At 67.4% G+C, this 22,958-nt stretch carries 21 protein-coding genes; 8 read left to right on the top strand and 13 right to left on the bottom strand.

What is annotated here, in order from left to right; all coding sequences use genetic code 11:
- The 3 genes from NTY77_02915 to NTY77_02925 all read left to right on the top strand — a co-directional run.
- Positions 1–411: hypothetical protein (locus NTY77_02915; protein MCX5794434.1), on the top strand; the 411-nt coding region annotated here is incomplete at its 5' end.
- A 96-nt stretch (positions 412–507) separates the two neighbouring features.
- Positions 508–894, top strand: coding sequence for a hypothetical protein (locus tag NTY77_02920; protein ID MCX5794435.1), 387 nt, complete (start codon positions 508–510; stop codon positions 892–894).
- Positions 895–937: 43 nt separating this feature from the next.
- The gene (locus tag NTY77_02925; protein MCX5794436.1) at positions 938–1,507 is read left to right on the top strand and encodes a T9SS type A sorting domain-containing protein; all 570 of its coding nucleotides are present in this window, start codon (positions 938–940) and stop codon (positions 1,505–1,507) included.
- Here NTY77_02925 and NTY77_02930 read toward each other — a convergent pair.
- From NTY77_02930 to NTY77_02965, 8 genes are all read right to left on the bottom strand, one after another.
- Entirely contained in the window at positions 1,500–2,462 is a 963-nt protein-coding gene (locus tag NTY77_02930; protein ID MCX5794437.1) for a squalene/phytoene synthase family protein, read from the bottom strand. The genes NTY77_02925 and NTY77_02930 overlap by 8 nt on opposite strands.
- Positions 2,459–3,193: a hypothetical protein gene (locus tag NTY77_02935; GenBank protein MCX5794438.1), complete on the bottom strand. Its 735-nt coding sequence runs from the start codon at positions 3,191–3,193 to the stop codon at positions 2,459–2,461. Before NTY77_02935 ends, NTY77_02930 begins: the two co-directional genes overlap by 4 nt.
- Positions 3,190–5,883 (bottom strand): valine--tRNA ligase, encoded by a 2,694-nt coding sequence (locus NTY77_02940; protein ID MCX5794439.1) that lies wholly within the window; start codon positions 5,881–5,883, stop codon positions 3,190–3,192. Before NTY77_02940 ends, NTY77_02935 begins: the two co-directional genes overlap by 4 nt.
- Entirely contained in the window at positions 5,883–6,284 is a 402-nt protein-coding gene (locus NTY77_02945; protein MCX5794440.1) for a response regulator transcription factor, read from the bottom strand. Before NTY77_02945 ends, NTY77_02940 begins: the two co-directional genes overlap by 1 nt.
- A 2-nt stretch (positions 6,285–6,286) precedes the next feature.
- Positions 6,287–7,591, bottom strand: a complete 1,305-nt coding sequence (locus NTY77_02950; GenBank protein MCX5794441.1) for a PhoH family protein — start codon at positions 7,589–7,591, stop codon at positions 6,287–6,289.
- The gene (hemW, locus tag NTY77_02955; protein ID MCX5794442.1) at positions 7,588–8,694 is read right to left on the bottom strand and encodes a radical SAM family heme chaperone HemW; all 1,107 of its coding nucleotides are present in this window, start codon (positions 8,692–8,694) and stop codon (positions 7,588–7,590) included. Before hemW ends, NTY77_02950 begins: the two co-directional genes overlap by 4 nt.
- 11 nt (positions 8,695–8,705) lie before the next feature.
- Positions 8,706–9,446, bottom strand: coding sequence for a slipin family protein (locus NTY77_02960; GenBank protein ID MCX5794443.1), 741 nt, complete (start codon positions 9,444–9,446; stop codon positions 8,706–8,708).
- Positions 9,447–9,536: 90 nt separating this feature from the next.
- On the bottom strand, positions 9,537–11,744 hold the full coding sequence (locus NTY77_02965) for a hypothetical protein (protein ID MCX5794444.1): 2,208 nt from the start codon (positions 11,742–11,744) through the stop codon (positions 9,537–9,539).
- Positions 11,745–11,815: 71 nt separating this feature from the next.
- On the opposite strand from NTY77_02965, the gene NTY77_02970 reads away from it, so the two are divergent.
- Genes NTY77_02970 through rffA form a run of 4 tightly spaced genes read left to right on the top strand, consistent with a single transcriptional unit; the run spans position 11,816 to position 15,566 of the window.
- On the top strand, positions 11,816–12,697 hold the full coding sequence (locus NTY77_02970) for a class I SAM-dependent methyltransferase (GenBank protein ID MCX5794445.1): 882 nt from the start codon (positions 11,816–11,818) through the stop codon (positions 12,695–12,697).
- Positions 12,698–12,733: 36 nt separating this feature from the next.
- Positions 12,734–13,690, top strand: coding sequence for a glycosyltransferase family 2 protein (locus NTY77_02975; GenBank protein MCX5794446.1), 957 nt, complete (start codon positions 12,734–12,736; stop codon positions 13,688–13,690).
- Complete coding sequence (locus NTY77_02980) at positions 13,687–14,442, top strand: GNAT family N-acetyltransferase (GenBank protein ID MCX5794447.1); 756 nt, start codon at positions 13,687–13,689, stop codon at positions 14,440–14,442. Before NTY77_02975 ends, NTY77_02980 begins: the two co-directional genes overlap by 4 nt.
- Positions 14,439–15,566 carry a dTDP-4-amino-4,6-dideoxygalactose transaminase gene (gene rffA / locus NTY77_02985; GenBank protein MCX5794448.1) on the top strand — a complete coding sequence of 376 codons (1,128 nt, stop codon included), beginning with the start codon at positions 14,439–14,441 and terminating at the stop codon, positions 15,564–15,566. Before NTY77_02980 ends, rffA begins: the two co-directional genes overlap by 4 nt.
- A 4-nt stretch (positions 15,567–15,570) precedes the next feature.
- Here the strand turns inward: rffA and NTY77_02990 are convergent, their stop codons facing one another.
- Positions 15,571–16,188, bottom strand: a complete 618-nt coding sequence (locus tag NTY77_02990; protein ID MCX5794449.1) for a YceI family protein — start codon at positions 16,186–16,188, stop codon at positions 15,571–15,573.
- Between the two features lie 27 nt (positions 16,189–16,215).
- Positions 16,216–16,815: an HD domain-containing protein gene (locus tag NTY77_02995; GenBank protein MCX5794450.1), complete on the bottom strand. Its 600-nt coding sequence runs from the start codon at positions 16,813–16,815 to the stop codon at positions 16,216–16,218.
- A gap of 22 nt (positions 16,816–16,837) precedes the next feature.
- On the opposite strand from NTY77_02995, the gene era reads away from it, so the two are divergent.
- Positions 16,838–17,740 carry a GTPase Era gene (gene era / locus NTY77_03000; protein MCX5794451.1) on the top strand — a complete coding sequence of 301 codons (903 nt, stop codon included), beginning with the start codon at positions 16,838–16,840 and terminating at the stop codon, positions 17,738–17,740.
- Between the two features lie 9 nt (positions 17,741–17,749).
- Here the strand turns inward: era and NTY77_03005 are convergent, their stop codons facing one another.
- The 3 genes from NTY77_03005 to speA form a co-directional block, all read right to left on the bottom strand.
- A complete protein-coding gene (locus NTY77_03005; protein MCX5794452.1) occupies positions 17,750–19,750 on the bottom strand; it encodes a fused MFS/spermidine synthase in 2,001 nt (666 codons plus the stop codon).
- Between the two features lie 42 nt (positions 19,751–19,792).
- On the bottom strand, positions 19,793–20,440 hold the full coding sequence (locus NTY77_03010) for a hypothetical protein (protein ID MCX5794453.1): 648 nt from the start codon (positions 20,438–20,440) through the stop codon (positions 19,793–19,795).
- 488 nt (positions 20,441–20,928) lie between these two features.
- Positions 20,929–22,941: a biosynthetic arginine decarboxylase gene (gene speA / locus NTY77_03015; GenBank protein MCX5794454.1), complete on the bottom strand. Its 2,013-nt coding sequence runs from the start codon at positions 22,939–22,941 to the stop codon at positions 20,929–20,931.
- Positions 22,942–22,958: the final 17 nt, after the last annotated feature.

A 22,958-nucleotide genomic window follows, 5' to 3' on the forward strand; every position in this document is an offset into this window, starting at 1 on the left:
GCGGCGGTGCCGACGACGAAGGTCTCCTTATCGAGCGGCGGGACGAACGCGGACAACTCCGGCGCGGGCCAGGGGGGCTTGTTCTACATGGCCACCTCCAGCATCGTAGCCACCTCGCCCCTGACCGGCGTGCTCAAGGGCAACGGCAACGGCGCGCCCTCTGCCTTGACCGGCACGCCGAATTACCTTGCCTATTGGTCGGATAACTACACCGTCGCGCCGACGCCGACGACGAAGGTCTCTTTATCGAACGGCGGGACGAACGCGGACAACTCCGGCGCGGGCCAGGGGGGCTTGTTCTACATGGCCGCCTCCAGCATCGTAGCCACCTCGGCCCTGACCGGCGTGCTCAAGGGCAACGGCGCCGGCGCGCCCTCTGCCTTGACCGGCACGGCGAATTACCTCGCCTAGCCCTCTGCCATGACCGGCACGGCGAACCAGATCGCCTATTGGTCGGATGCCAACACCCTCGCGTCGACACCGTACGTCTCCTTATCGAGCGGTGGGATGAACGCGACCAACGCCGGCGCGGCCCCGGGGGCCTTGTTCTACATGGCCGGCTCCAGCATCGTAGCCACCTCGGCCCTGACCGGCGTGCTCAAGGGCAACGGCGCCGGCGCGCCGGCAGGCGGCGCCTTCGTGTCCGATCTCCAGGAGACCGTATCCTACAAGCAGTACGATCAGACGAACGTGCCGATCACAGGCGTTCGCATCTCAGGCACGTCCCTGAGACTCATCTCGTACTCTCTGAGCTACCTAAAGGCCACCCTAGTCCCGGGCACCCCCACGGGACAGATGTACTTCTGCAACAGCTGCGTCCCGGTGAAGATCGCCGTCTCGACCGGCACGGCCGCCGGTGATGTCGCCGACGTGCGCGGCGGGCAGTTACAGTGATTATGAATGGTGATGCCATGAAGCCCTTGGCGGAGGCCAGGCCATGAGACAGGCGCTCTTGCTCGCAGCGTTCCTCGCCGTTGCCGCGGCCGCGGCGCGCCCGGCCTGGGGCCAGGCCACCTGCACGCAGGGCCTGCCCGCCGCCTCCGGCCTCTGCATGGCCGAGTCCGCGATCAGCTCCGGCGGGGGCCGCATGTGGGGCTCCGACGTCAGCAGCTCCACCACCGCAGGCATACATCTCACCTACTTGATGGGCAAATTCATCACGCCCATGAGCGGCGGCAACCTCAAGATCTGGCCCGGAGTCCTGGCCGCGGTGACGCTGGCGAAATCCGACACGAGCGCCTCGCACCCCTTCCCCACGCCCTTCATCCCCTCCCAGGGCCACACCCAGATCGTGTTCTCGTCCTTGCCCCCCGAGGTCATAATCACGATCTACACGCTCTCCGGGCACCTGGTCAAGACCCTCAACAAGTCGGACAACTCCGACCGGATCGCCTGGGCGCCGGTGGCCAACGAGCAAGGCTCCCCCGTCGCCAGCGGCGTCTATTTCTACATCGTCAAACAGCCCGGGGTCGGCCAGAAGAAAGGCAAGCTCATGATCATCAAGTAGCGCGCTCACGCAGGCGCCTGTAAGTCAGCCCCAGCAGCCGGTCGCTGCGCGCGCACAGGACGGACTGCCCCAGCCACAGGTTGACCCGCCATTGCGGGACCATCACCCGGCGCGACGGGTCCAGCGGGTTGGCGCGGCGCAGCAGCGCGACCGTCCCCAGCCCGATCCAGATCGGCCAGATGCAGGCCAGGCGCAGCCGCCAGAGCCGCGGGGGCAGGCGCAGGACGTAGGTCCAGCCCGCGTCGAGATGGCCCAGCGCCGTGTCCAGCCACCGCCCGTAGAGCTGGCGAACCTCGCCGAAGCTCGCCGGATCCAGCAACCGCCGCGGCTGCGCCGCCGGCAGGTAGCAGCGGCCGATGCGCAGGTCGCCGGGCAGATCGCGCAGGACGTTGACGAGCTGCAGCCCCTTGCCGAAGCGCACCCCCAAGCGGACCATCTCCGCCTGGTCGAGCGCGGCGAAGGCGGGCAGATGCGCCGCGCACATCCTGGTCCAGAACTCCCCCACGCAGCCCGCCACCAGGTAGGTGTAGCGGTCCAACTCGGCGTCGTCCGACAGGGCCGAGAGCTCCCGCTCGCTTTCTCCCGGGAACCGCTCCAGATCGAAGATCTGGCCCGCCACGATGGTGTCGAGCAAAGAGCCGATGAGCTCCCGGTCGCCGGGCGCGAGGGCCTCCAGCGCCGCGGCGCAGCCGTCCAGACTCTCCAGCAGGAGCCGCTCCGCGGGCAAGGCCTGTCCGCTCGCCAGTTCCGAGACCGGACGGAAATCGCCCTGGCGCATGGCGCGCAGCAGCTCCAGCCGGCGCCGCCTGGGCACGGCCTTGGTGTCGGCCACGGTATCGCTGGCCCGGGCCAGCAGGTAGGCCAGGCTGACCTGCGCGCGCAGTTCCACAGGCAGGACGCGCAGGGAGAGATAGAAGGAGCGCGAGACGCCGCGCAGCAGCGCGTCGGGGATCATCTCCGGGGAGCCGGCTTCTTTCCGGACGAAGCGGCCTTCTCGCCGGCGACACCGGTCACGGACCACGAGAAATTCACGAAGCCCAAGTCCTCGCCGCCGAAAGCGGCGTGGCGGACCCCACCGGCGTTGGGAGCGCGCGGCCCGGGGCCCGGGTTGATGGCCGTCAGCGCGATCTCCGCGCTGCCCGGCATCTGCTCGTTGAAATCAACTCCCTGGGAACGCAGGGTGAATGTGTCCTCCTTCTCGTCCGCGGGGGACCAAGCCCCCCCCACCACGCGAACCGCGGAGATCTCGACCTTCTCCAGGTAGCCTTCCTGGATGAAGAACCGCGCCTCCAGATGCATCCTCCGGGGGCGCAGGGCGGCGGGGTAGACGCACACCACCAGCCAGAGGTCCTCGCCCGCCGGGTAGACGCGCGCCGCCGCCTTCACCGCCGATGAGCGGCCCCGGTACCGGCCGCCGACCTTGCGCACATTGGCCTCGAAGGAGCTGCGGCCCCCCGCGGCCGGCCGCAGACGCACCGAGACCGGCTCCCAATCCGCGGCCTCCCTATGCACGACGACACGGCTCCTGGGGACGACCGGCTCCTCCGGGGCCGCAGGGGGGCTGACCACAACCGGTGTGGAGGCCGCCACCGCGGCCGTGGACGACGCGACCGTCGCTGTGGAAGCCTCTTGTCCCAGAGCCGGACCGCACAGGGCCGCGGCGAGCAACAGGCCTGCCGTCGTCAAGAGAGCATCCTGAGAGTCTCTCCCAGAAGATCCAGCCGGGAGCGGGCCGCGTCGTACTGCCGGCGCGCCAGCTCCACCTCGGCCTGCGGGGCGCGAGCCAGGAAATCCTTGTTCTCCATCTTGGCCGCGAGCTTGGCCAGATCCGCCTCCGTCTTCGCGATCTCCCGGCGCAACCGCCCGCATTCCTGGGCCAAGTCGATGATCCCCTCCAGCGGGACGTAGAAGCTCATGCCCGCGGCGACGGCCGTGGCGCTGTGCGCGGGCCGAGCGCCCTCCCGGGAATGCCGGATGTCGCGCAGATGCGCCAAGGCCGTGAGATAGGCGGCCCGCTTGGCGAGCAGCTCGCGGACATCGGCCGAGCCGCCGGCGCTGACCACGTCGATCTTGAGGCCCGGAGGGACGTTGAGCTGGGCGCGCAGGGAGCGCAACGCCGCCACCACCTCCATCACGGAGCCCATCTCGCCGCAGGCCTCGGCGTCCGACCAGTCGCCGGGGAGCTCCGGCGCGCCCGCTTGCACGATGAAAGCCGCCTGGCCCCCGTTGAAGGGCTTGAGCGACTCGTAGAGCTCCTCCGTGATGAAAGGCATGAACGGATGCAGCATGCGCAAGGTGCCGCTGAGCACCTCCACGAGCACCGTGCGCGCGGCCTCCTGGGCCGGCTGGTCCTGCCCCTGCAGCCGGATCTTGGCCAGCTCCACGTACCAATCGCAGAACTTGTCCCACAGGAAGCCGTAGAGAGCGTCGGCCGCGGCGGCGGGGTCATAAGCGTCGAGCTTCTGACGCGCCTGGGACAGCGCGGCCTGGTACTCGGCGAGGATCCACCGGTCGCAGAGCTCCAGACGCCCGCGGTCCAGGGCCGAGAGGGCATAGGCCTTGGGAGCCGGCAGGTTCATGAGCACGAAACGAGTGGAGTTCCACAGCTTGTTGGCGAAGTTGCGCGAGCCGGTGATCGAGCTCTCCGCGAAGGGGATGTCCCGGCCCGGATGGGCCTGGATGACCAACGAGAAGCGGAAGGCGTCGGTCCCGTATTTGTCCATCATGACCAGGGGATCCACCACGTTGCCTAGGGACTTGGACATCTTCTTGCCGTGCTTGTCGCGCACGATGCCGTGGATGAGGCTCTCCGGGAAGGGCACCTCTCCCGTCAGCGCCAGGCCCATCATCTGCATGCGCGCCACCCACAGGTAGATGATCTCGTAGCCCGTGACCAGCAGCGAGGTCGGGTAGAAGAACTTCAGTTCCGGCGTGCGGCCGGGCCAGCGGAACACGGAGAAGGGCCACAGGGCCGAGGAGAACCACGTATCCAGGACGTCCGGGTCCTGGACGAACTCGGCGCCGCCGCAGACCTGACAGGACTCGGGCGCCTCGGCGCGGAGCACGCCCCGCGCGCCCGCGACCTGGTGGAAGTCGGTCTTGATGCGCTCGCCGTGGCACTTGACGCAGTACCACACCGGGATGCGGTGGCCCCACCAGATCTGGCGCGAGATGCACCAGTCCTTGAGCTTGGAGAGCCACTCGCGGTAAGGCTTGGCCCAGGACTCCGGGTAGAGCCGGAACCGGCCCGAATCCAGGGCCACGGCGGCGGGCTTGGCCAGCTCCTCCATGCGCACGAACCATTGCCAGGAGAGCATGGGCTCGATGGGCTGGTTGCAGCGGTAGCACACCCCCACGCTGTGCGGGTAGTCCGCGACCTTCTCCAATGCCCCGGCGGCCTTGAGGTCCTCGACCACCTTCTCGCGCGCCGCCTCCCGGGAGAGCCCCGCGTAGGCCGCGCCCGCGGCCGCGGTCATGTGGCCGTCCGGCGAGATCACGGCCACCGAGGCCAGCTTGTGCCGCTGGCCGATCTCGAAGTCGTTGGGGTCGTGCGCCGGGGTGACCTTGAGCGCCCCGGTGCCGAACTCGGAGTCCACGTACTCGTCGCCCACGACCCGGATCTCGCGGCCCGCCAGGGGCAGGCGCAAGGACTTGCCGATCAAGCCCTGATAGCGCGGGTCCTTGGGGTTGACCGCCACGGCCGTGTCGCCCAGCATGGTCTCCGGCCGGGTGGTGGCCACCACCGTGCCGCGGCCGCCGTCCGCGGCCGGATAATGGATATGCCAGAGATGGCCCTTGCGCTCCTCGAACTCCACCTCGATGTCGGAAAGCGCCGTGCCGCAGCGCACGCACCAGTTGACCATGCGCTCGCCGCGGTAGACCAAGCCCTTCTCCCAGAGGACCTTGAAGGCCTCGTGCACGGCGTCGGCCCGGTCCGCGTCCATGGTGAAGGCCTCGCGGCGCCAGTCCAGGGCGCAGCCCAGGCGCTCCAGCTGGCCCAAAATGGTGTTCTTGCACTGCTTGGTCCAGGCCTGCATCCGGGCCAGGAACTTCTCGCGCCCCAGCATCTGCCGGGTCAGCTTCTCCGCCTTGAGCTGCTTCTCCATGACGCTCTGCGTCGCGATGCCGCCGTGGTCCGTGCCCGGGATCCAGCACACGGGCCGGCCCAGCAGGCGCTGGTAGCGGGCGAAGATGTCCTGCAGCGTGTTGTCCAGGGCGTGGCCGACGTGCAAGGCGCCGGTCACGTTGGGCGGCGGGATGACCATCACAAAAGGCCTCTCCCCTGAGCCGGGCTCGCAGTGGAAGAGGTCGGCGGCGCGCCAGCTCGCGCTCCACTTGTCCTCCACCGGCCTGGAGGTGTAGACCTTGTCGAGCATCAGGGCTTCTCCTTCGGGGGCTGCGGCCCGCCGAGCAAGGCTCGGATCTTGGCGATGAGAGCCTCGCCGTCGATCGGCTTGGTGATGTACTCGAAAGCCCCGGCCGAGATGCCGCTGATGACGTCTACGGTCTCGTTGGAGCCGGTGAACATCACGATGGGGATGGCCTGGGTCGCGGGATCGGCCTTGAGCCGGCGGCAGAGGTCGAAGCCGGAGACCTCGGGCATGTAGAGGTCGAGGAGGACCAGGTCCGGCTGGCCTTTCTTGATGGCGTCGAAGGCCTGCGCGGAGTCCCCGAGCCCCTCGGCGTCGAACCCCGCGTGGCCCAGGGCGAGGGTCACGGTCTCGCGCACCATGTCCTCATCGTCGATGATGAGGATCTTTTTCTTCTTCTGTTCCATGGTCATAGCAGGTCCGAGGCCAAGGCGGCCAGGGGGCTCCTCTCGCTCTTGGTGAAGGTCACGTGCCCGAAGAGCGCCTGCCCCTTGAACCGCTCCACCAGGTAGGTCAGGCCGTTGGAGGATGCGTCGAGGTAGTAGTTGTCGATCTGATAAGGGTCGCCGGTCAGGATGATCTTGGCGCCCTTGCCCGCGCGGGAGATGATGGTCTTGACCTCGTGGGGGGTGAGGTTCTGGGCGTCGTCGATGATGATGTAGAGGTTGGGCAGGCTGCGGCCGCGCAGGTAGGTGACGGCCTCGATCTCCACGGTCCCGTCCTCCAGCAGCATCTGGATGTCCATGTCGGTGGTCTCCAAGGACCCCTTGGGCCGCTCCAGCAGGAAGCTCAGGTTGTCGTAGATGGCCCCCATCCAGTTGGTGAGCTTCTCCTGCTTGGTCCCGGGCAGGAACCCGATGTCGTGCCCGACCGCGACCACGGGCCGGCCCACCAGGATGCGCCGGTAGTACTTGTCCTCCAGCGTCTGCTGCAGGCCCGCGGCCAAGGACATCAAGGTCTTGCCCGAGCCCGGGACCCCGACCAAGGTCACCAGCTGGATGTCCTTGTTGAGCAGGAGCTCGATGGCGAAGCGCTGCTCGGTGTTGAGGGGCTTGATGCCCCAGGGCGCCGTATCGCCCTTGGCCAGCGGCACCAAGGCCGCGGCCTTCACGTCGAAGCGCGCCAGGGCGCTCTGGGAGCCGCCTGAGGCGCTCTTCAAGACCGCGAACTCGTTGGGCTTGAACTCCACGCCCGGCAGCACGGCCTTCTTCTCCTTGTAGAACCGGTCGATGACCCCGGCGTCCGCGGCCACCTCGCGCCAGCCGGAGTAGAGCACGTCCACGTCCACCTTGGACTTCTCATAGTCCTGCGCCTCCAGGCCCAGGGCCTCGGCCTTGATGCGCAGGTTGATGTCCTTGGAGATGAAGACCACGTTCTCGCCCTGCTTCCTGAGGTATTGCGCGCAGGACAGGATCTCGTTGTCCTTGGTGTGCTGGGAGAAGGACCGGGGCAGGCCTTCGGAGACCTGCATCTCGACCTTGAGCTGGCCGCCGTGCTCGAGCGGGACCCAGTCGGAGAGCTTGCCTTTCTTGCGCAGCTCGTCGAGCTGGCGCGCGACCAGCCGCGCCGACCGGCCGCGCTCGTCGTTGTTGCGCTTGAAGGTATCGAGCTCCTCGATGACGGGCAGGGGGATGACCACGCGCGCGCCCTGGAAAGCGAACATGGCCAGGGGGTCATGGAGGATGACGTTGGTGTCGAGCACGAAGGTTTTCATGTGCGCTCCTTGAAGGGGGCGACGAACTCCGCGAAGGCCTCATTGGCCAGGAACAGGCCTTCCCGCGTGAGCCGCGCCCGGCCTCCGTGCCGGGTCACCAGCCCCCGGCGCTCCAGGTCCTCCCACTCGCGGCGGAACTGGCTTTCCATGTCCGGCTCAAGAGGCAAGCCCGCGACGCGGCGCAAGCCCAGGAACACCCGTTCGCCGAGCTTGTCCTTGCCCGCCAAGGTCTCGCTCTCCGCCACGGGCCGCGCTCCGGCCTCGACCGTGCGGCAGTACTCGTCGAGGTCGGAGCTATTGCGGCTGCGCACTCCGCCCAGATGCGAGGCCGCCGCGCAGCCCAGGCCGACGTACTCTCCCCCCGCCCAGTAGTTCAGGTTGTGGCGCGACTCGTGACCGGGCTTGGCGAAGTTGGAGATCTCATAGTGGCAGAGCCCCGCCGCCGCGATGCGGCCGATGGCGGCCTCGAGCAGTTCGCGGCCGGAATCCTCGTCGGGCATGAACCCGGAGCGTCCCAACGGAGTCTCTTCATGGACATCGAGCCCATACAGCGAGAGATGGTCCGGCCCCAGGGCCAGGGCCCGGTCGAGGTCCTCTCGGAACACGGCCGCGCTCTGCCCGGGCAGGCCGCAGATGAGGTCCACGGACAGCGACCAATCGCCGGCCTGACGGGCCAGCGCGAAGGCCCGCAGGCAGTCCTGGGCCGAATGACGCCGGCCCGCCGCCTGCAAGACCCGGTCGTCGAGGGATTGCAGACCCAGGCTCAGACGGGTCACTCCCGCCCGCCGCAAAGCCGCCAGCTTGTCGCGATCGAGGCTCTCCGGGTTGGCCTCGAACGTCACTTCCCGGTAGCGCCCCTTGGGCAGGCGGGCGAAAAGCTCCTCGATCTGCCCGGCGCCGAGCTCCGAGGGCGTGCCGCCGCCCACGTAGAGAGTCTCAAGGTCCGGCAGAGGGCCCCGGAGCGCCGCTTCGGCCTCCAGCGCCGCGAGGTAGCGCGGGATGTCGGCGCTCCGCCCGGGGAAGGAGGTGAAGTCGCAGTATCCGCACTTCCCCGAGCAGAACGGGAGATGGACGTAAAGACCCAGCGGGCCTGCTTCTGCCAACCTGGTCCTCGCTAGTTCTTCTTGATGAACATCGAGATCACGTCGATCGGGACCGGGAATATGGTCGTGGTGTTCTTGTCCACGGCTATCTCGGACAGGGTCTGCAGATAGCGCAGCTGGATCGCGGCCGGGTTCTGAGAGAGCACCGCCGCGGCCTGGCCGAGCTTCTCGGACGCCTGCAGTTCGCCTTCCGCGTGGATGATCTTGGCCCGGCGCTCGCGCTCGGCCTCGGCCTGCTTGGCCATGGCGCGCAGCATCTCCGGAGCGAAATCGACATTCTTGATCTCGACCGTGCTCACCTTGACGCCCCAGGGCTCGGTATGGGCGTCGAGGATTTTCTGGAGCTCGGCGTTGATCTGGTCGCGCTGGGCCAGGAGCGCTTCCATGTCCAGCTTGCCCAGCACGCTGCGCAGCGTGGTCTGGGCGATCTGGGAAGTCGCATAAAGATAATTCTCGATCTGGATGACGGCCTTCTCCGGGTCCATGACCCGGAAATAGACCACGGCATTGACCTTGATCGAGACGTTGTCCCGCGTGATGACGTCCTGCGGCGGCACATCGAGCGTCACGGTGCGCAAGCTCACGCGCTGGGCGCTCATGATGCCCGGGACCACGATGATCGGCCCGGGGCCGCTCACCTTCCAGAGGCGGCCGAGGACGAAGACGACCATGCGGTCATACTCCGTGATGATCTTGATGGACATCAGGGCCACGACGATGATGATGAGGACCGGCATCGAGACTATTCCCATCTTGGAGGCCTCCTTGGAATGGACGTCCGGCAGATTCTCCCAAATATGCGTCTCGCGCGCAAGTGCGCGCGAACAGTGCGCGCGTACGAGCTACCAGGCCAGCAGGGCCACCCCGGCGGCGCCCAGGCTGGCCAAGGCCAAGCCCAGCCGCAGCCGCGGCGCGGTCAGTTCCAGGCGCAGGGTGTGCCGCCCCGGCGGCATCAGGCAGCCGACGAGGGCATGGTTGGTCCGATAGAGCGGAGTCTCGCGGCCGTCGAGCCAGGCCCGCCAGCCCGGATACCAGATCTGGCTGAGGATCAGGAAGTTGCGGCCGCGGCTGTCCACATCGTACCAATACCGGTCGTAGCCGCGGCGCGCCAGCCGCGCCACGCCGCCGGAGAGTTCGAGGTCCTGCGGCGGCAGGTCCGCGACATAGGCTTCCCGCGCCGAACCGGACGCGGCAACCGCCGCCAGAGACTCCGTGTCGCCGGCGACCCTCCGGACCGCGGTGGCGAAGTAAGCGGGCCCCAGCGGCCGCGTGTCCCGCCAGACCCGCACAGGCAGGCGCGTCATTCCCTGGTAGAAATCGAAGACCGGGACGCCCTGGGACTCGCCGGCAGGCGCATAGCCGATCCCCTCCAAAGCGACCGGCCCGTTGGCCACGATGGCCTCGATGTCCAGGGCTCTGAGCAAGTCCGGCTTAGCGATAGATTCCAAGTCGGTCCACACCACAGGCCATCGCGGCGCGCGGCGCGCATCCCCGTACTTGAGCACCGAGAAGTAGTCCTGGAAATGCTTGAGGTTGAGCGGCTCGTAGCCGTTGGCCATGTCGATGCCCAGATAGCCGGCGGCCCCATAAGGGATGGCGCGGCGGCCGATGGCCGCGACCCGGCCATGCCCCGCGGCCCGCCGCAGCGGAGCGTAGAAGGCTTGCTGCGGAAAGATATCGGCCAGGGGAACGGCGACCGGAATCATCCGCCAGGCGTTGTCCAGGAGCGGCAGCATCCCCAAAGAGGCGACGAGGGCCGGGCCGGGCAGCGCGGGCGTCAGCGCCAGGGCCGCCGCCAGCGCCAGCCCGCCCGCGGACACGGCCAGAGAGCCGCTCTTCCAGGCCGCCGCGAACCCGAAGCCCAAGAGAGCGGCCGCGCCGCAGGTCAGGCCGAAGCCCCGCCGCGATCTTCCCCCGTCCGAAGCGCAGAGCGTCATCAGCCCCCGGCCTGCCAGGACGACGAGGGCGAACTGCTCCAAGAGGAGCAGGCGCGAATGGAGCCGGAAGAGCTTGAAGCCGGGGACCACGGCGTAGGCGAGCCGCAGTGCCGGTCCGTCGAAGCAGAAGACGGGCAACGCCAGGCAGACCGCCGCAAAAGCCAGGCTGCGCCTCCCGTCCTTCCAGAAGGCCAGGACGCAGGCGGGCAGCAGCCAAAGGCCGAAGTAGAGGCTCCTCTCCCAGCCCTCCGGACCGCTGCTCCGGTAAGGGTCGAGCAGCGTCCCGATATCCGACCAAGTGGGCATCCCACGGACTGCGAACGAAGGATCGAAGTTCAGGCGCGTGCTCAGCGAGACGAACTCCAGGCGCGGCAGGAGGTCCGGCGCCGCGATCAGCAGGCCGATGGCTCCCGCCGCAGCCAGACTCCCCAGAGCCCTCCACCTCGCGGCTCCGGCCATAGGCCGCAACCGGCAGGCCGCGAAGAGCGCGGAAGCGAGGATGAGATAATAGGCCCCCTGGGCATAGCCCGTCATCAGGCACAGCGCGAAGACGGCTGCCGACGCCGCGATCCGGCGCCCCCCGGGCCTCTCCAGGAGGCGGTCCAGCGACCAGAACAGGAGCGGAGTCAGGGCGTAGAGGCTCAGGACCGCGAACCAGCCGGCGTCGATCATCTGCAGGCAGCGATGGCAGAACATGTAGCCGGCGGCGCAGAAGAAAGCCACGCTGCTCTCATGGAAGAGCCGCAGAGTCAGGAGATACATGGCCAGGCCCGCGGCCAGCACGGTGGCCAGAATCATGAGGTTGGTGGCCCTTGCGACGGGCAAGAAGAGATAGAACCAATGGGTCGGGAACGTCGCCATCGCGGCGGGCGCGGCGAAGGCGGGCGTCCCGCAGTTCACGGCCGGATTCCACAGAGCCAAAGACCCCTCCTCGGAGAGGGCCTTCTGGAAGACGGACTTGGTCCCGACCAGGTAGGCGATGATGTCGGAGCGGGGAGAATAGACGATGCCCCGGCCCAGCCACAGCGCTTGGAAGAAGCCCAGCCCGAGGACCGTCAAGGCGGCGATGGGAAGCAGCGCGGGGCGGGATCCTTCGTGGGGCTGGCGGGGCATCTCCGGGCCGTATCATACCATCTTCGCCCGGTGTTGTCGTGGGGCGGCGGAAAATGCGAGGATGCCTTCCTATGGACCACCTTGCCGGCTGCCCCGTATGCGGCGCGGACTCCCCCGCCGCAGCCGGAGCGCCCGGCTGCCCGCGCTGCGGCCTGGCGGCGCGCCGGGATGCGGAAGGGATATGGACCGTCGCCACTGCGGAGGATATCCGCTATCCGCAGGATGGCAACGCGCGCATGAGTCAGCTCGAGGAAAAGAGCTTCTGGTTCCGGCACCGCAACCAGGTCATCCTGGCGGTCATGCGCCGCTTGCCATGGAGCGGGACGCTCATCGACGTGGGCGGAGGCAACGGCCTGCAGAGCGCCCTTCTCCAGACGCTCAGCGACGCCGTGGTGCTGCTGGAGCCCGGACGCCAAGGCTGCCTGCAGGCGCTCCGGCGGGGCGTGGGCCGCGTCATCCAGGGGACTCTGCCGGCCCTCTCCCTGCGGCCCGGCAGCCTGGGCGGGCTCGCCTGTTTCGACGTGGTCGAGCATCTTCCCGACCCGGCGCCGCTCCTGGCCGAGAGCCGACGCGTCCTGGCCCCCGGGGGACGGGTCTACATCACCGTCCCCGCCTACGGGACGCTGTGGAGCGGCGAGGACGACGAGGCCCGCCATTGCCGAAGGTACACGGCCCGCAGCCTGCGCGAGACCCTGACCGCGGCCGGTTTCGAGGTCGAATTCCTCACCGGCTTCTTCCGGATGCTCGTGCTTCCCATCCTTCTGTTCCGGGCAGCCCCCTACCGGCTCGGGCTGAGCCGCCGACCCGGCGCCCCGGGGCGGGAGCACGTCCCCGGGCCCTTGGTTTCCTGGACGCTGGGTCCCTGCCTGCGCAGAGAGCTGCGGCGCATCAGTTCCGGAGAGAGCCTGTCCTGGGGAGCCTCATGGTTCCTGGTAGGCCGGGTTAGGGTATAATAGGCGTTCCGATCCTCAGCCCCGCGCGAGATTCCCATGGAACCCACCTCCCCCGACCAGCCGGACGGAATCTCCGTGGTCGTCCCCGTCTACAACAGCGAGACGTCGCTGCCGGAGCTCGCTCGGCGGCTCCTGGCCGTCCTCGCAGGACTCTCTTCCGCGCACGAGGTGATCTTCGTCGACGACGGCAGTCAGGACCGGAGCGGCTCGGTCCTACAGGACCTGGCCCGGCGGCACCCCGCCATACGCGCCATCCCGCTGATGCGCAACTACGGGCAGCACAATGCGCTCCTGTGCGGGATCCGCTCCGCGCGGTACGGCACCACCGTGACGATCGACGACGACCTGCAGAACCCTCCGGAAGAGATCCCCAAGCTGTTGTCGCGGCTGAAGGAAGGCTGCGACGTGGTCTACGGCACACCGGCCCGGGAGACACATTCCGGCTGGAGGAATGCCGCCTCGCTGATGACCAAATGGACCCTCCAGCACGCCATGGGAGCCGAGGTCGCCGGCAGCGTCAGCGCCTTCCGCGTCTTCCGGACTCCTCTGCGGGACGCTTTTTCCCACTTTGCGGGTTCGCGCTTATCCATCGACGTGCTGCTGACCTGGGGGACGACCCGCTTCACGACGGTAGCCGTGGCGCACGAGCCGCGCCGCCACGGCACCTCGCAATACACCTTCTTCAAGCTCATGACCCACGCCGCCAACATGCTGTTGGGCTTCAGCACCTGGCCGCTGCGGGTCACCACCGCGCTGGGCCTGCTCCTCTCAGGATTCGGGGTCTGCGTGCTGGGCTACGTGATCGGCCGGTACTGGATCAATCACGGCAGCGTCCCGGGCTTCCCGTTCCTGGCCTGCATCATCGCGATCTTCTCCGGCGCCCAGCTCCTCTGCATCGGCATCATCGGCGAGTACCTCGCGCGCATCTACGCGCGCACCATGGATCAGCCTGCATACGTGCCGCGCGGGCCCGAGCCTCCCACGCTGCGATGAGGAAGCGCGCGGCTGGCGGCAGTCCCGCAGTCCTCTCACCCTTGGACCAGAAGCGCTTCGGCGTCAGGACCGCGAAGGCGGCTGACTTCAACTCCGCGCAGTGGCCTCGGCTGAGCTCGTTCTGTAGGGACAAGGGAGTCGAATTCTGCATCGCGCGCTGCTCGGCCGATGACCTCGATGCGGCGCGGACGCTCGAGGCGCAGGGGTTCCGCCTGGCGGACACCCTCGTCTATTATCAGCGGCTTCTGCCGGGCGGGCTCGACGGGGTCCCCGAGCCGTCCATCGAGGTGCGCCCCCTGCGCAGGGGCGAGGAAAGGCCGGTCCGCGAGCTCGCGCGCCGGGCTTTCCGCGGCTACCCGGGCCACTACCGATGCGATGGGCGCCTGCCCCGGCGCGCCTGCGACGAGGTCTATGCGGACTGGGCTTATCGTGAAGCCCGGGCGCATCATCGCGGCGAGCGCTGCGTGCGGGTGGCCGAGCGCAACGGACATGTCGCCGGGTTCCTTTCCATCCGCTTCAACAGCCCGCAGGAAGCCGAAGGGGTCCTCTTCGCGGTCTGCCCCCGGCTCGGGCGCCAGGGGGTAGGGCAGACCCTGATGCGCGACGGCGTCGCTTTCTGCGCGGGCCGGAGAGCGCGGCGCATGATCATCTCGACCCAGGTCACGAACCTGCGCTCGCAGAGATGCTGGATCCGCTGCGGCTTCGAGCCGCTGCGCTTCGTCCACACCTTCCACAAGTGGTTCGACCGATGAAGGTCCCCTTCAACAAGCCCGCAGTGCTGGGCCGCGAATTCCGCTACATCCGCGACGCGGTCCGGCGCGGCCAGCTCTCCGGCGACGGCTACTACACCGGGCGGTGTTCCCGGCTCCTTGAGGACCGGCTGGGCGCGCGCCGGGTCCTATTGACGCCCTCCTGCACCCATGCTCTGGAGCTGGCGGGGCTCCTGCTGGACCTGAAGCGCGGAGACGAGGTGATCCTTCCCACCTTCACCTTCCCCTCCACTGCCAACGCCTTCGTCCTCCGTGGGGCGGTCCCCCGTCTTGTCGACATCCGGCCTGACACCCTGAACATGGATGAGAGGCTCCTGGAAGGTGCGCTCTCGCCCCGCAGCCGGGCCGTCTGTCCCGTGCACTACGCGGGCGTCCCCTGCCGGATGGACCTCATCTGCCGTTGGGCGAGCCGCCGCGGCCTCGCCGTCGTTGAGGACGCAGCCCAGGCTTTGGGCGCCTCCTGCGCCGGCCGCCCCGCGGCGGCCTGGGGGTCGCTCAACGCTCTGAGCTTCCACGAGACCAAGAACTGCGCCTGCGGCGAAGGGGGAGCGCTGGTCATCACCGAGCCCAGCCTCGTCGAGCGCGCCGAGATCATGCGCCAGAAGGGGACCGACCGCGCGCAGTTCCTGCGCGGGATGGTCGACAAATACTCCTGGGTGGACGTGGGCTCGTCTTATGTCCCCTCGGAACTCCAGGCCGCATATCTGCTGGCCCAACTGGAGAGACTGTCCTCCGTGCTCAAGACCCGCCGGAGGCTTTTCGACACCTACCGCCGGGCCCTGTCCCGGCACCAGGCCAGCGGGCGGCTGCAACTGCCGTCGATCCCGGCCGGCAGCCGCTCGTCATACCACCTCTTCCACATCCTCCTGGAGGACGAACGCGACCGGGACCGGGTCATGGCGGGGCTGCAGAAGCGAGGGATCCTGGCCATCTTCCATTACGTCCCCCTTCACCTCTCGAAGATGGGACGCCGCTTCGGCTATCGGCCGGGCCAGTTCCCGGTGGCGGAATCGGCCAGCGGGAGGCTGCTGCGCCTGCCGATGTACAACGCGATGAGCGAGCGAGAGCAGGGCGCCGTGATCCGGACGCTGGAAGCCCTGCTCTAGCGGATCAGGGCTTGGCCTGGGCCGGCTCCTTGGGCTTCTCGGCGCGCAGGATGCCCTCGACCTCGATGGCGAGTTGGACCTGCTCTCCGACCATCAGGCCGCCGGCTTCCATGACCTTGTTCCAGGCCAGGCCGAAGTCCTTGCGATTGAGGCTCCCCGTGGCGGAGCAGGCCGCGCGGTGCCCGCCCCAGGGGTCGTTGACCTCGCCGCCGAAGACCGCGTCGAGCTTGACCGGCTTGGTCACGCCGTGCATGGTGAGCTCGCCCTCCATGACGAACTTGTCGCCCTTCATCTTGGAGATCCTGGTGCTCACGAACTTGAGTTCCGGATACTTCCCGACGTCGAAGAAGTCCGGGCTCTTGAGGTGCTTGTCTCGGGCCTCGATGCCGGTGTCGATGCTGGCTGCATCGATGACCGCTTCCACGCGGGCCGCGGCGGACTCGTGCTTGTCCAGCGTGACCGTTCCCTTGAATTTGGCGAACTTGCCGGGGACCGTGGTGATGCCCAGGTGCTTGATCTTGAAGCCCACCGTGGAATGGGCCGGGTCGATGTCATAGACCTCGGCCGCGCCCGCCCAGGACGCGCCCAGCGCCAGCGTGACCAGCCATATCGACTTTCTCATATCACTCCCCCTCTCCGCGAATTAGTGTCAGCGCTGGTAGATGGTCTTCCACCAGGTGCGTAGTCCCTCCCACTTCCCTCTAGCGAACACGCGCTTGAGGGCCTGTCCAAGCCTCTTGCCGGTCTTGGTCTGGAGCCGCCTGACGTTGGACTCGACCCACTCGCGCGCGACCGTCTTCTCCTGCCAGAAATACTCCAAAGCCTGGATCGCGCATTCCAGATAGTCGGCGTCCCGAGCGGCCCTGGCCTCGGGGCTGCGGCCCGCGCTCCACTCGCGACCCAGCGCCTCGATGCGCGCGCGGCCGCGGCCTTCAGGCAGGCAGGCGTTCTGTTCGTCCCGGGCGCGGGCTTCATCAGCGGAGAGATTCTTCCAATAGCGCTTGACCACGGCATGGGCGTCGCCTATGCGCGCCTCGGGCAGGTCGTGGAACAAGCCCAGGGATGCCGCTTTGTAAGGGTCCGCGCCCTCCTCGCCCGCGATGTAGAAGGCCAGAAGCGACATGCGGTGGGAGTGCTCGGCGACGCTCTCGGGATCCTTGACCCCGGAGCACCACCAACCGGTGCGCTTGACGCGCTTGAGGAGTCCGGCCTCCACGGCCCACTGCAGTATCCGCTCTTCCCTGTTCATGGGCATATGATATCATTCCCTCGTGACCGACAAGGAGTCCAAGGCCGGCTTCGTCGTGCTGCTGGGGCGGCCCAACGCGGGCAAGTCCACCCTCCTCAACGCCCTGCTGAAATCCAAGCTCTCCATCGTCTCGCCCAAGCCGCAGACCACGCGCCACCGCATCCTGGGCATCCTCGACGGGGACGGTTTCCAGGCCTGCCTGGTCGACACCCCCGGCCTCATCGAGAACCCCAAGGATCCGCTCCAGAACTGCCTGCGCCGCCAGGCCATGGGCGCGGCCCACGAGGACCCGGACATCATGGTGCTCGTCGTCGAGCCGGCGATGCCGTCCGAGGACCTGCTGCGCGAGCTGGCGGCCCTGAACCGGGGCGGCAAGCCCTTCCTCCTGGTCCTCAACAAGGCCGACCTGCCGGCCCCGGCCGGCGCTCAGGACCGGGTCCTGCAGGCCTACGCGGAGGCTCTCAAGCCTACGGCCGCATTCAAGATCTCCGCGCTCAAGAAAGACGGCGTCGCGGACCTGCTCAAGAAGATCGTGGAGCTGCTGCCCGTGTCCCCGCCGTTCTACGAGCCGGGCCAGTACACGGACCGCTACGAGCGCTTCTTCGCGGCGGAGATCGTGCGCGAAGCCGTCTTCGACCTCTACGGCGAGGAGATCCCTCATGCCACGGCCGTGGTCATCGAACAATTTCGCGAAGTCCCGGACGCGCCGGACCAGATCAACGCGACGCTCTACGTGGAGCGCGACACCCAGAAGGGGATCATCATCGGCAAGGGCGGCAAGGCTCTGCGCCAGCTGCAGGACCAGGCCCTGCAGGGCATCGTCGACTTCCTGGGCCGGCCCGCGGACCTGGAGGTCTGGGTCAAGGTGCGCAAGAACTGGCGCAAGGACCCCCGGTCGCTGAAGGAGTTCGGCTACCTGTCGTGACGGGCCAGGTCACTGGAAGCGCATGGCCCTGAAGACGTTCTTGTAGCCGTCGCTCCAGGCCCGGCTCGGGTCGGCCCGCAACGGGGACCAGCCGGCGCTGCGCAGCTTCGCGGCCAAGCTTTCGTCCGACGTCGCGGCGAACCACTGCGAGCCATGCAGGTAGGGGCTGTCGCCGCCCTCCGCCGCGGGGTCGGAATCCTTGGCGAAGCCCGCCATCCCGAGGGCCTGGGTGTCGGCCGCCAGCACGGGCGGAAGGAAGAAATAATTGCTGGAGCAATGGATGACCAGCATGCCGCCGTCTTTGAGCTTGGCCCGGTACAGCTGCATGGCCTCCGAAGTCAGGAGATGGAACGGGATATTGGCGCCGTTGAACGCGTCCAACAGGATCAGGTCCAGGCTCAGGGGCGGCTCTTTGGCGAGGGTCATGCGGGCGTCCCCGACCAGATACCGGAGCTCCGCCTGGCTGTCGGCCAGGAAAGTGAAGTGCTTGCGCGCCAGCTCTATGACGTCCGGGTCGAGCTCATAGATGCTCCACCGGCTGCCCGGGCGGGCGTAGGGCAGCAGGTCTCCCGCGCCCAAGCCCACGAGCGCCACATCGCGGGCGGCCGCGCTGATCGCGAAAACGTCGCGGACCGGGGAATTGGCTCCATAATAGAGCAGCGGCGTGCTCCTCTTGCCCTCGGCGAGGTACTGCATCCCGTGGGGCGTGGCTCCGTGGCTCATGATGCGCATCCCGCGGGCCAGATCGTCCTTCACATGATAGACGCCGTAGAAATTGCGCAGGGCCTCGACGGTCTTGGGGCCCGGGACCGGGCGATTGGAGATGAGGACGCCTATGAGCACTATGGCCGCGGCGGCGGCGTATTTCCTGCCGCCCGCGAGCCTGCGCACGAAGAACAGGAGCAGCGCGCAGGCCGCGAACATGATGAGGACCGCGTCGATGTCCGCATATCGCGCGAAGACATGCCGCGCCAGGATGGGAAGGCCCAGGCAGATCACGGCGGTGCCGCAGAGCCCGCCGGCGGCGATGTAAAGATAGTATCGGGAGAGGAGGCCGTGCCCGGGCTTGATGCCATAGAGCTCCCGGTGCAGGAACAAGCAGCCGAGCATGAGGGCCAGGTTCGACATGCAGACGATCATAAGGCTCGCGGTCACATGGGGAGCCTTCGCCAAATAGAGAGCCGCCGCCGCCGCCAGCAGGAACGCCGAGCCCAGGATGTGCTTTTTATGGGGGGTCTCCAGGAAATAGGCGGCGAAAGAGAGCAGGTAGATGAGCAGCGGGACCATCCAAGTCAGGGGCATGGGGGAGGTCATGGTGTTGACGTAATTGGTGGCCGTGATCAGGGCCGCCGAGGTGGTGGCCGGCAGGAGGAACCAGAGGAAGGCGGCCTGGGACGGCTTGATGTCGTCGAAAGGTCCAGCCGCCTCCGGCAGTCTCTGATACTTCTGTCTCAGAAGGGGCAGGAACGCGGCGATGTAGGCCACGAAGAGCAGGCGCCAAAGCAGATAGATGGTCTTCAGATTGAAAGCCGGCTCCAAGACCAAGGGATAGGAAAGCAAGCCGAGCACCGAGCCCAGATTGGACCAGCCGTAGATGGAGTAGGGGCTGCGGCACTTGCTTTCAGGGGTCTGCGCGTAGAGCGCCTGGGCCATGGTCGAGGTCGCCGAGAGGAGCAGGAAGGGCAGGCCCAGGAAGATGGCCAGCCTGAACAGCATGTCGGCTGCCGGCTGTCCGGTCCAGGCGTGCCGGGGGAAGCGCCAAGGCATGACCACGGCCGACAACGCCAGCAGGCTGAGATGCAGCCTGACGAAGCGCTCGGATGATATCCGCCGGGGGATGAAGTAGGCGTAGAGGTAGCCGAGGAACAGCAGGCCCTGGAAGAAGAGCAGGCAGGTCGTCCAGATCTGGTAGCCCCCGCCGTAGATCGGCAGCACGAGCTGGCCGCTGATCAGCTCGACCTGGAACAGGAGGAAGGCCCCCAGGAAGGCCAGGACGGAATACCGGGCCATGGTACGAGCATGTTACCATAATGCCGGAGGCCGGCTGAGGACTTACCGAGGCGGGTTGGCGAAGTTGTCGCCCATGACCCGGGCAAAGGCCGCCTGCAGGTCGAACATCCGGTAGCCGCACTGCGCCGGGGGCTCGCCCGAGCTCCCGTCCGAGACCCACAGGATCGGGCAGTGCGCCTGATAGCGTTTGTACTCCCGGATCGCCGCTTCGGAGATGTGCTCCTCGCGCAGGGCCGGCTGATCCTCCGGAGCGCCCGGCGCCGAGGCCGCCGCGCTCCGCGGGGTGAAGAAGCGCACCTGCGCCTCCACGAAGCGGGAGAAGCTCTCCGGCGCGTCGCGGAGCACGACGAACACGTCCGTGACCTGGCCGTCATCGAACTGAGGCGCCGCCAGGACGAAGTAGCGGAACCGGGTGGGGTTCTCCTCCGCGGTCCGGCTCAGGATGCGGCGCAGGCGCTCGTAGAACGCGGGGCCCAGCTTGTCGAGGCAGACCCCCCGCCGCGCCATGTTGACCAGGAGGAACGACTCGAAATCCTTCACGTCCTGCTCGCCGCGGCCCTCTTCCAGGGTCGCCGACCTCATCTCCTTCTCCCCGACCCTGATGACCACGCCCGGGTCCGGAGCGGGGATGTCCGCGCTCCGAACGGCCATGGGAAGCCCCAAGACCAGCATCAAGGACCACAGGCGCATACTATGCATATAGGGGCCCAAAGGCCCGCGGACAAAGGCCGGAGGGCCCCCGCAAGCCTAGGTCCAAAGGCCCAGGCTTGCAGGCTGCTGATAAAGTCCGTTCTGCGAGCGCCCGGCGGCCGTTTGCCGGCCGTAAGGAAATCCGTCCGGCCGGTACCTGCGGGACTTCCGATACCGCAGGTGCCGGGCGCAACCGACGCGCGCACCTGCCCGTAAGGAAGGCGGGCAGGTGCCGTGCGGCAATAGCGCACGGAAGCGCGGCGGCAGGACCCATCCGATAGGTCGAACGAAGGATGGCGCCCCTGCCCGTAAGGAAAACGGGGGCAGGGACCTGGCGACACGGCGTTCTCCTTTTCGCCAGGCCTTCGGCGCGACTGGCGAGCCTTCGGCTCGCCAGTTCGTTTTTTGGACCGTATACACACTGTGTCCGGACACAGTGTGTATACGGCATGCGAGCGGAGATCTCTGGCGGGTTTGTCAGCAGCCTGCTAGGCCGGCTTGGCCGGGGCCGAGGCGGGGGCAGGAGGCTGAGCTTGAGCCTGGGCCGGCTTCTCCTTCTCGGCCGCCGGGGGAGGCTCCTCGACGACCCGCATGGCGTTGCGGTCGATGTAGGTGTAGTGCTCCATGGCCGCCTCGTACTGGTCGAGGTAGTCCACGCCCTCGCGCGGCTTGATGGTCCCGGCCTTGACCAGGTTCTCTATCTGGTCCTTCATCAGCTTGATGAGCTCCGCGTCGAGGTACTGCACGCTGGTGAGCACGTCCTTGACCGTCTGGCCGTGCACGACCTCTTCCAGGTAATAGCCGCCCGGCTCGTCGGCGTCCTCGAAGACGTGCACCTCGTTGACGCGGCCGAAGAGGTTGTGGATGTCGCCCATGGTCGCCTGGTAGGCGCCCATGAGGAAGAACCCCAGGTAGTAAGGCTCGCCGTTGCGCAAGGGATGCAGGGGCAGGGCCCCGCCGGTCTTGCGGTGGCAGGCGAACTGGATGATCTTGCCGTCGGAGTCGCAGGTGATGTCGACCAAGGCCGCGCGCTGGTCCGGCTCCTCCTGCAGGCGGTGCAGGGGCATGATGGGGAAGAGCTGGCCGATGGCCCAGGAATCCGGCAAAGACTGGAAGACCGAGAAATTGCACAGATATTGGGAGCGCACGGTCTTGATCATGTCCAGGATGTCTTCCGAGATGTACTTGGCCTTGGGCAGGTGCTTGTCGATCTCCCGGCAGATCAGCCAGAAGAGGTTCTCCACCTTGGCCTTGTCCTCCAGCTCCAGATAGCCCAGCTTGAACATGGAGAAGGCCTCTTCCCGGCGCTGGACCGCGTCGTGGTAGCTCTCGGCCAGGTTCTTGGGGTTGAGCTCCTTCAAGGTCAGGCGCATCTCCGTGACCGGCTCGGCCTCCTTCTCCGTCTGAGGCAGCTCCACGGGCGTGGCCCCGGAATCGATGATGCCCACCGCGTCGACCACCATCAGGGAATGGTGCGCCACGATGGAGCGCCCGGACTCGGTCACGATGTTGGGCTCCGGGACCTTCTCCTGCTTGCAGACCTCCTTGATGGTGTAGACCAGGCCGTTGACGTACTCGCGCGGGGTGTAGTTGGTGGAGCTGTCCACGGCCGTGTGCGAGCCGTCGTAGTCGACGCCCAGGCCGCCGCCGCAGTCGAGATACTCGATGTCGAGCTTCTTCTTGCGGAGCTTCGCGTAGACGCGCGCGCCTTCCTTGACCGCGTCCTTGATGACCTGGATGTCCGAGACCTGGGAGCCGATGTGGAAATGCAGGAGCTTGACGCAGTCGCCCATCCCGGCCGCGGCGAAGGCCTCCACCGCGCCCAGCAGTTCCGGAGAGGACAGGCCGAACTTGGAGGTGTGGCCCGCCGAGTACTTCCAGCGGCCGGTGCCCTGCGTCTGCAGTTTCGAGCGCAGGCCGATCAAAGGCCTGACCCCCGTATCCCGCGAGGCCTTGAGCAGCAGAGCGATCTCGCTGGGCTTCTCGATGACCACGATGACCTTCTTGCCGAGCTTCACGCCCAGCAAGGCCAGGCGCATCATGGACTCGTCCTTGTAGCCGTTGAGGATGGTCAAGGACTCCGGGCCGTTCATGGCCAGGACGGCGAGGAGCTCTCCTTTACTGCCGGCTTCGAGTCCGTATTGGTAGGGCTGGCCGGCGTCAAGGATCTCCTCGACCACCTCGCAGAGCTGGTTGACCTTGATCGGGTAGACGCCGTAATAGCGGCCCTTGTACTTATGGTCCTCGATGGCCTTGCGGAAGCTCTCGTTCAAGAGCGTCACACGGTGGCGCAGGATGTCCTGGAAGCGGAACAGGACCGGCAGCCGGATGCCGCGCGCGATGACGTCGTCGACGACCTTCTTGACGTCGATGGAGAGCTCGGCGCTGCGCCGGGGATGGACGATGAGGTTGCCCTCGCTGTTGATGTCGAAGTACTTGAGGCTCCAGCCGTCGAGGTTGTAGAGCTTGGCGCTGTCGTCGGTCGTCCAGGGCTTGGCCATCGCAGTCAGTATATCAA

The sequence above is a fragment of the Elusimicrobiota bacterium genome, assembly GCA_026388095.1.
In the GTDB taxonomy this organism is placed as follows: Bacteria; Elusimicrobiota; Elusimicrobia; order UBA1565; family UBA9628; genus UBA9628.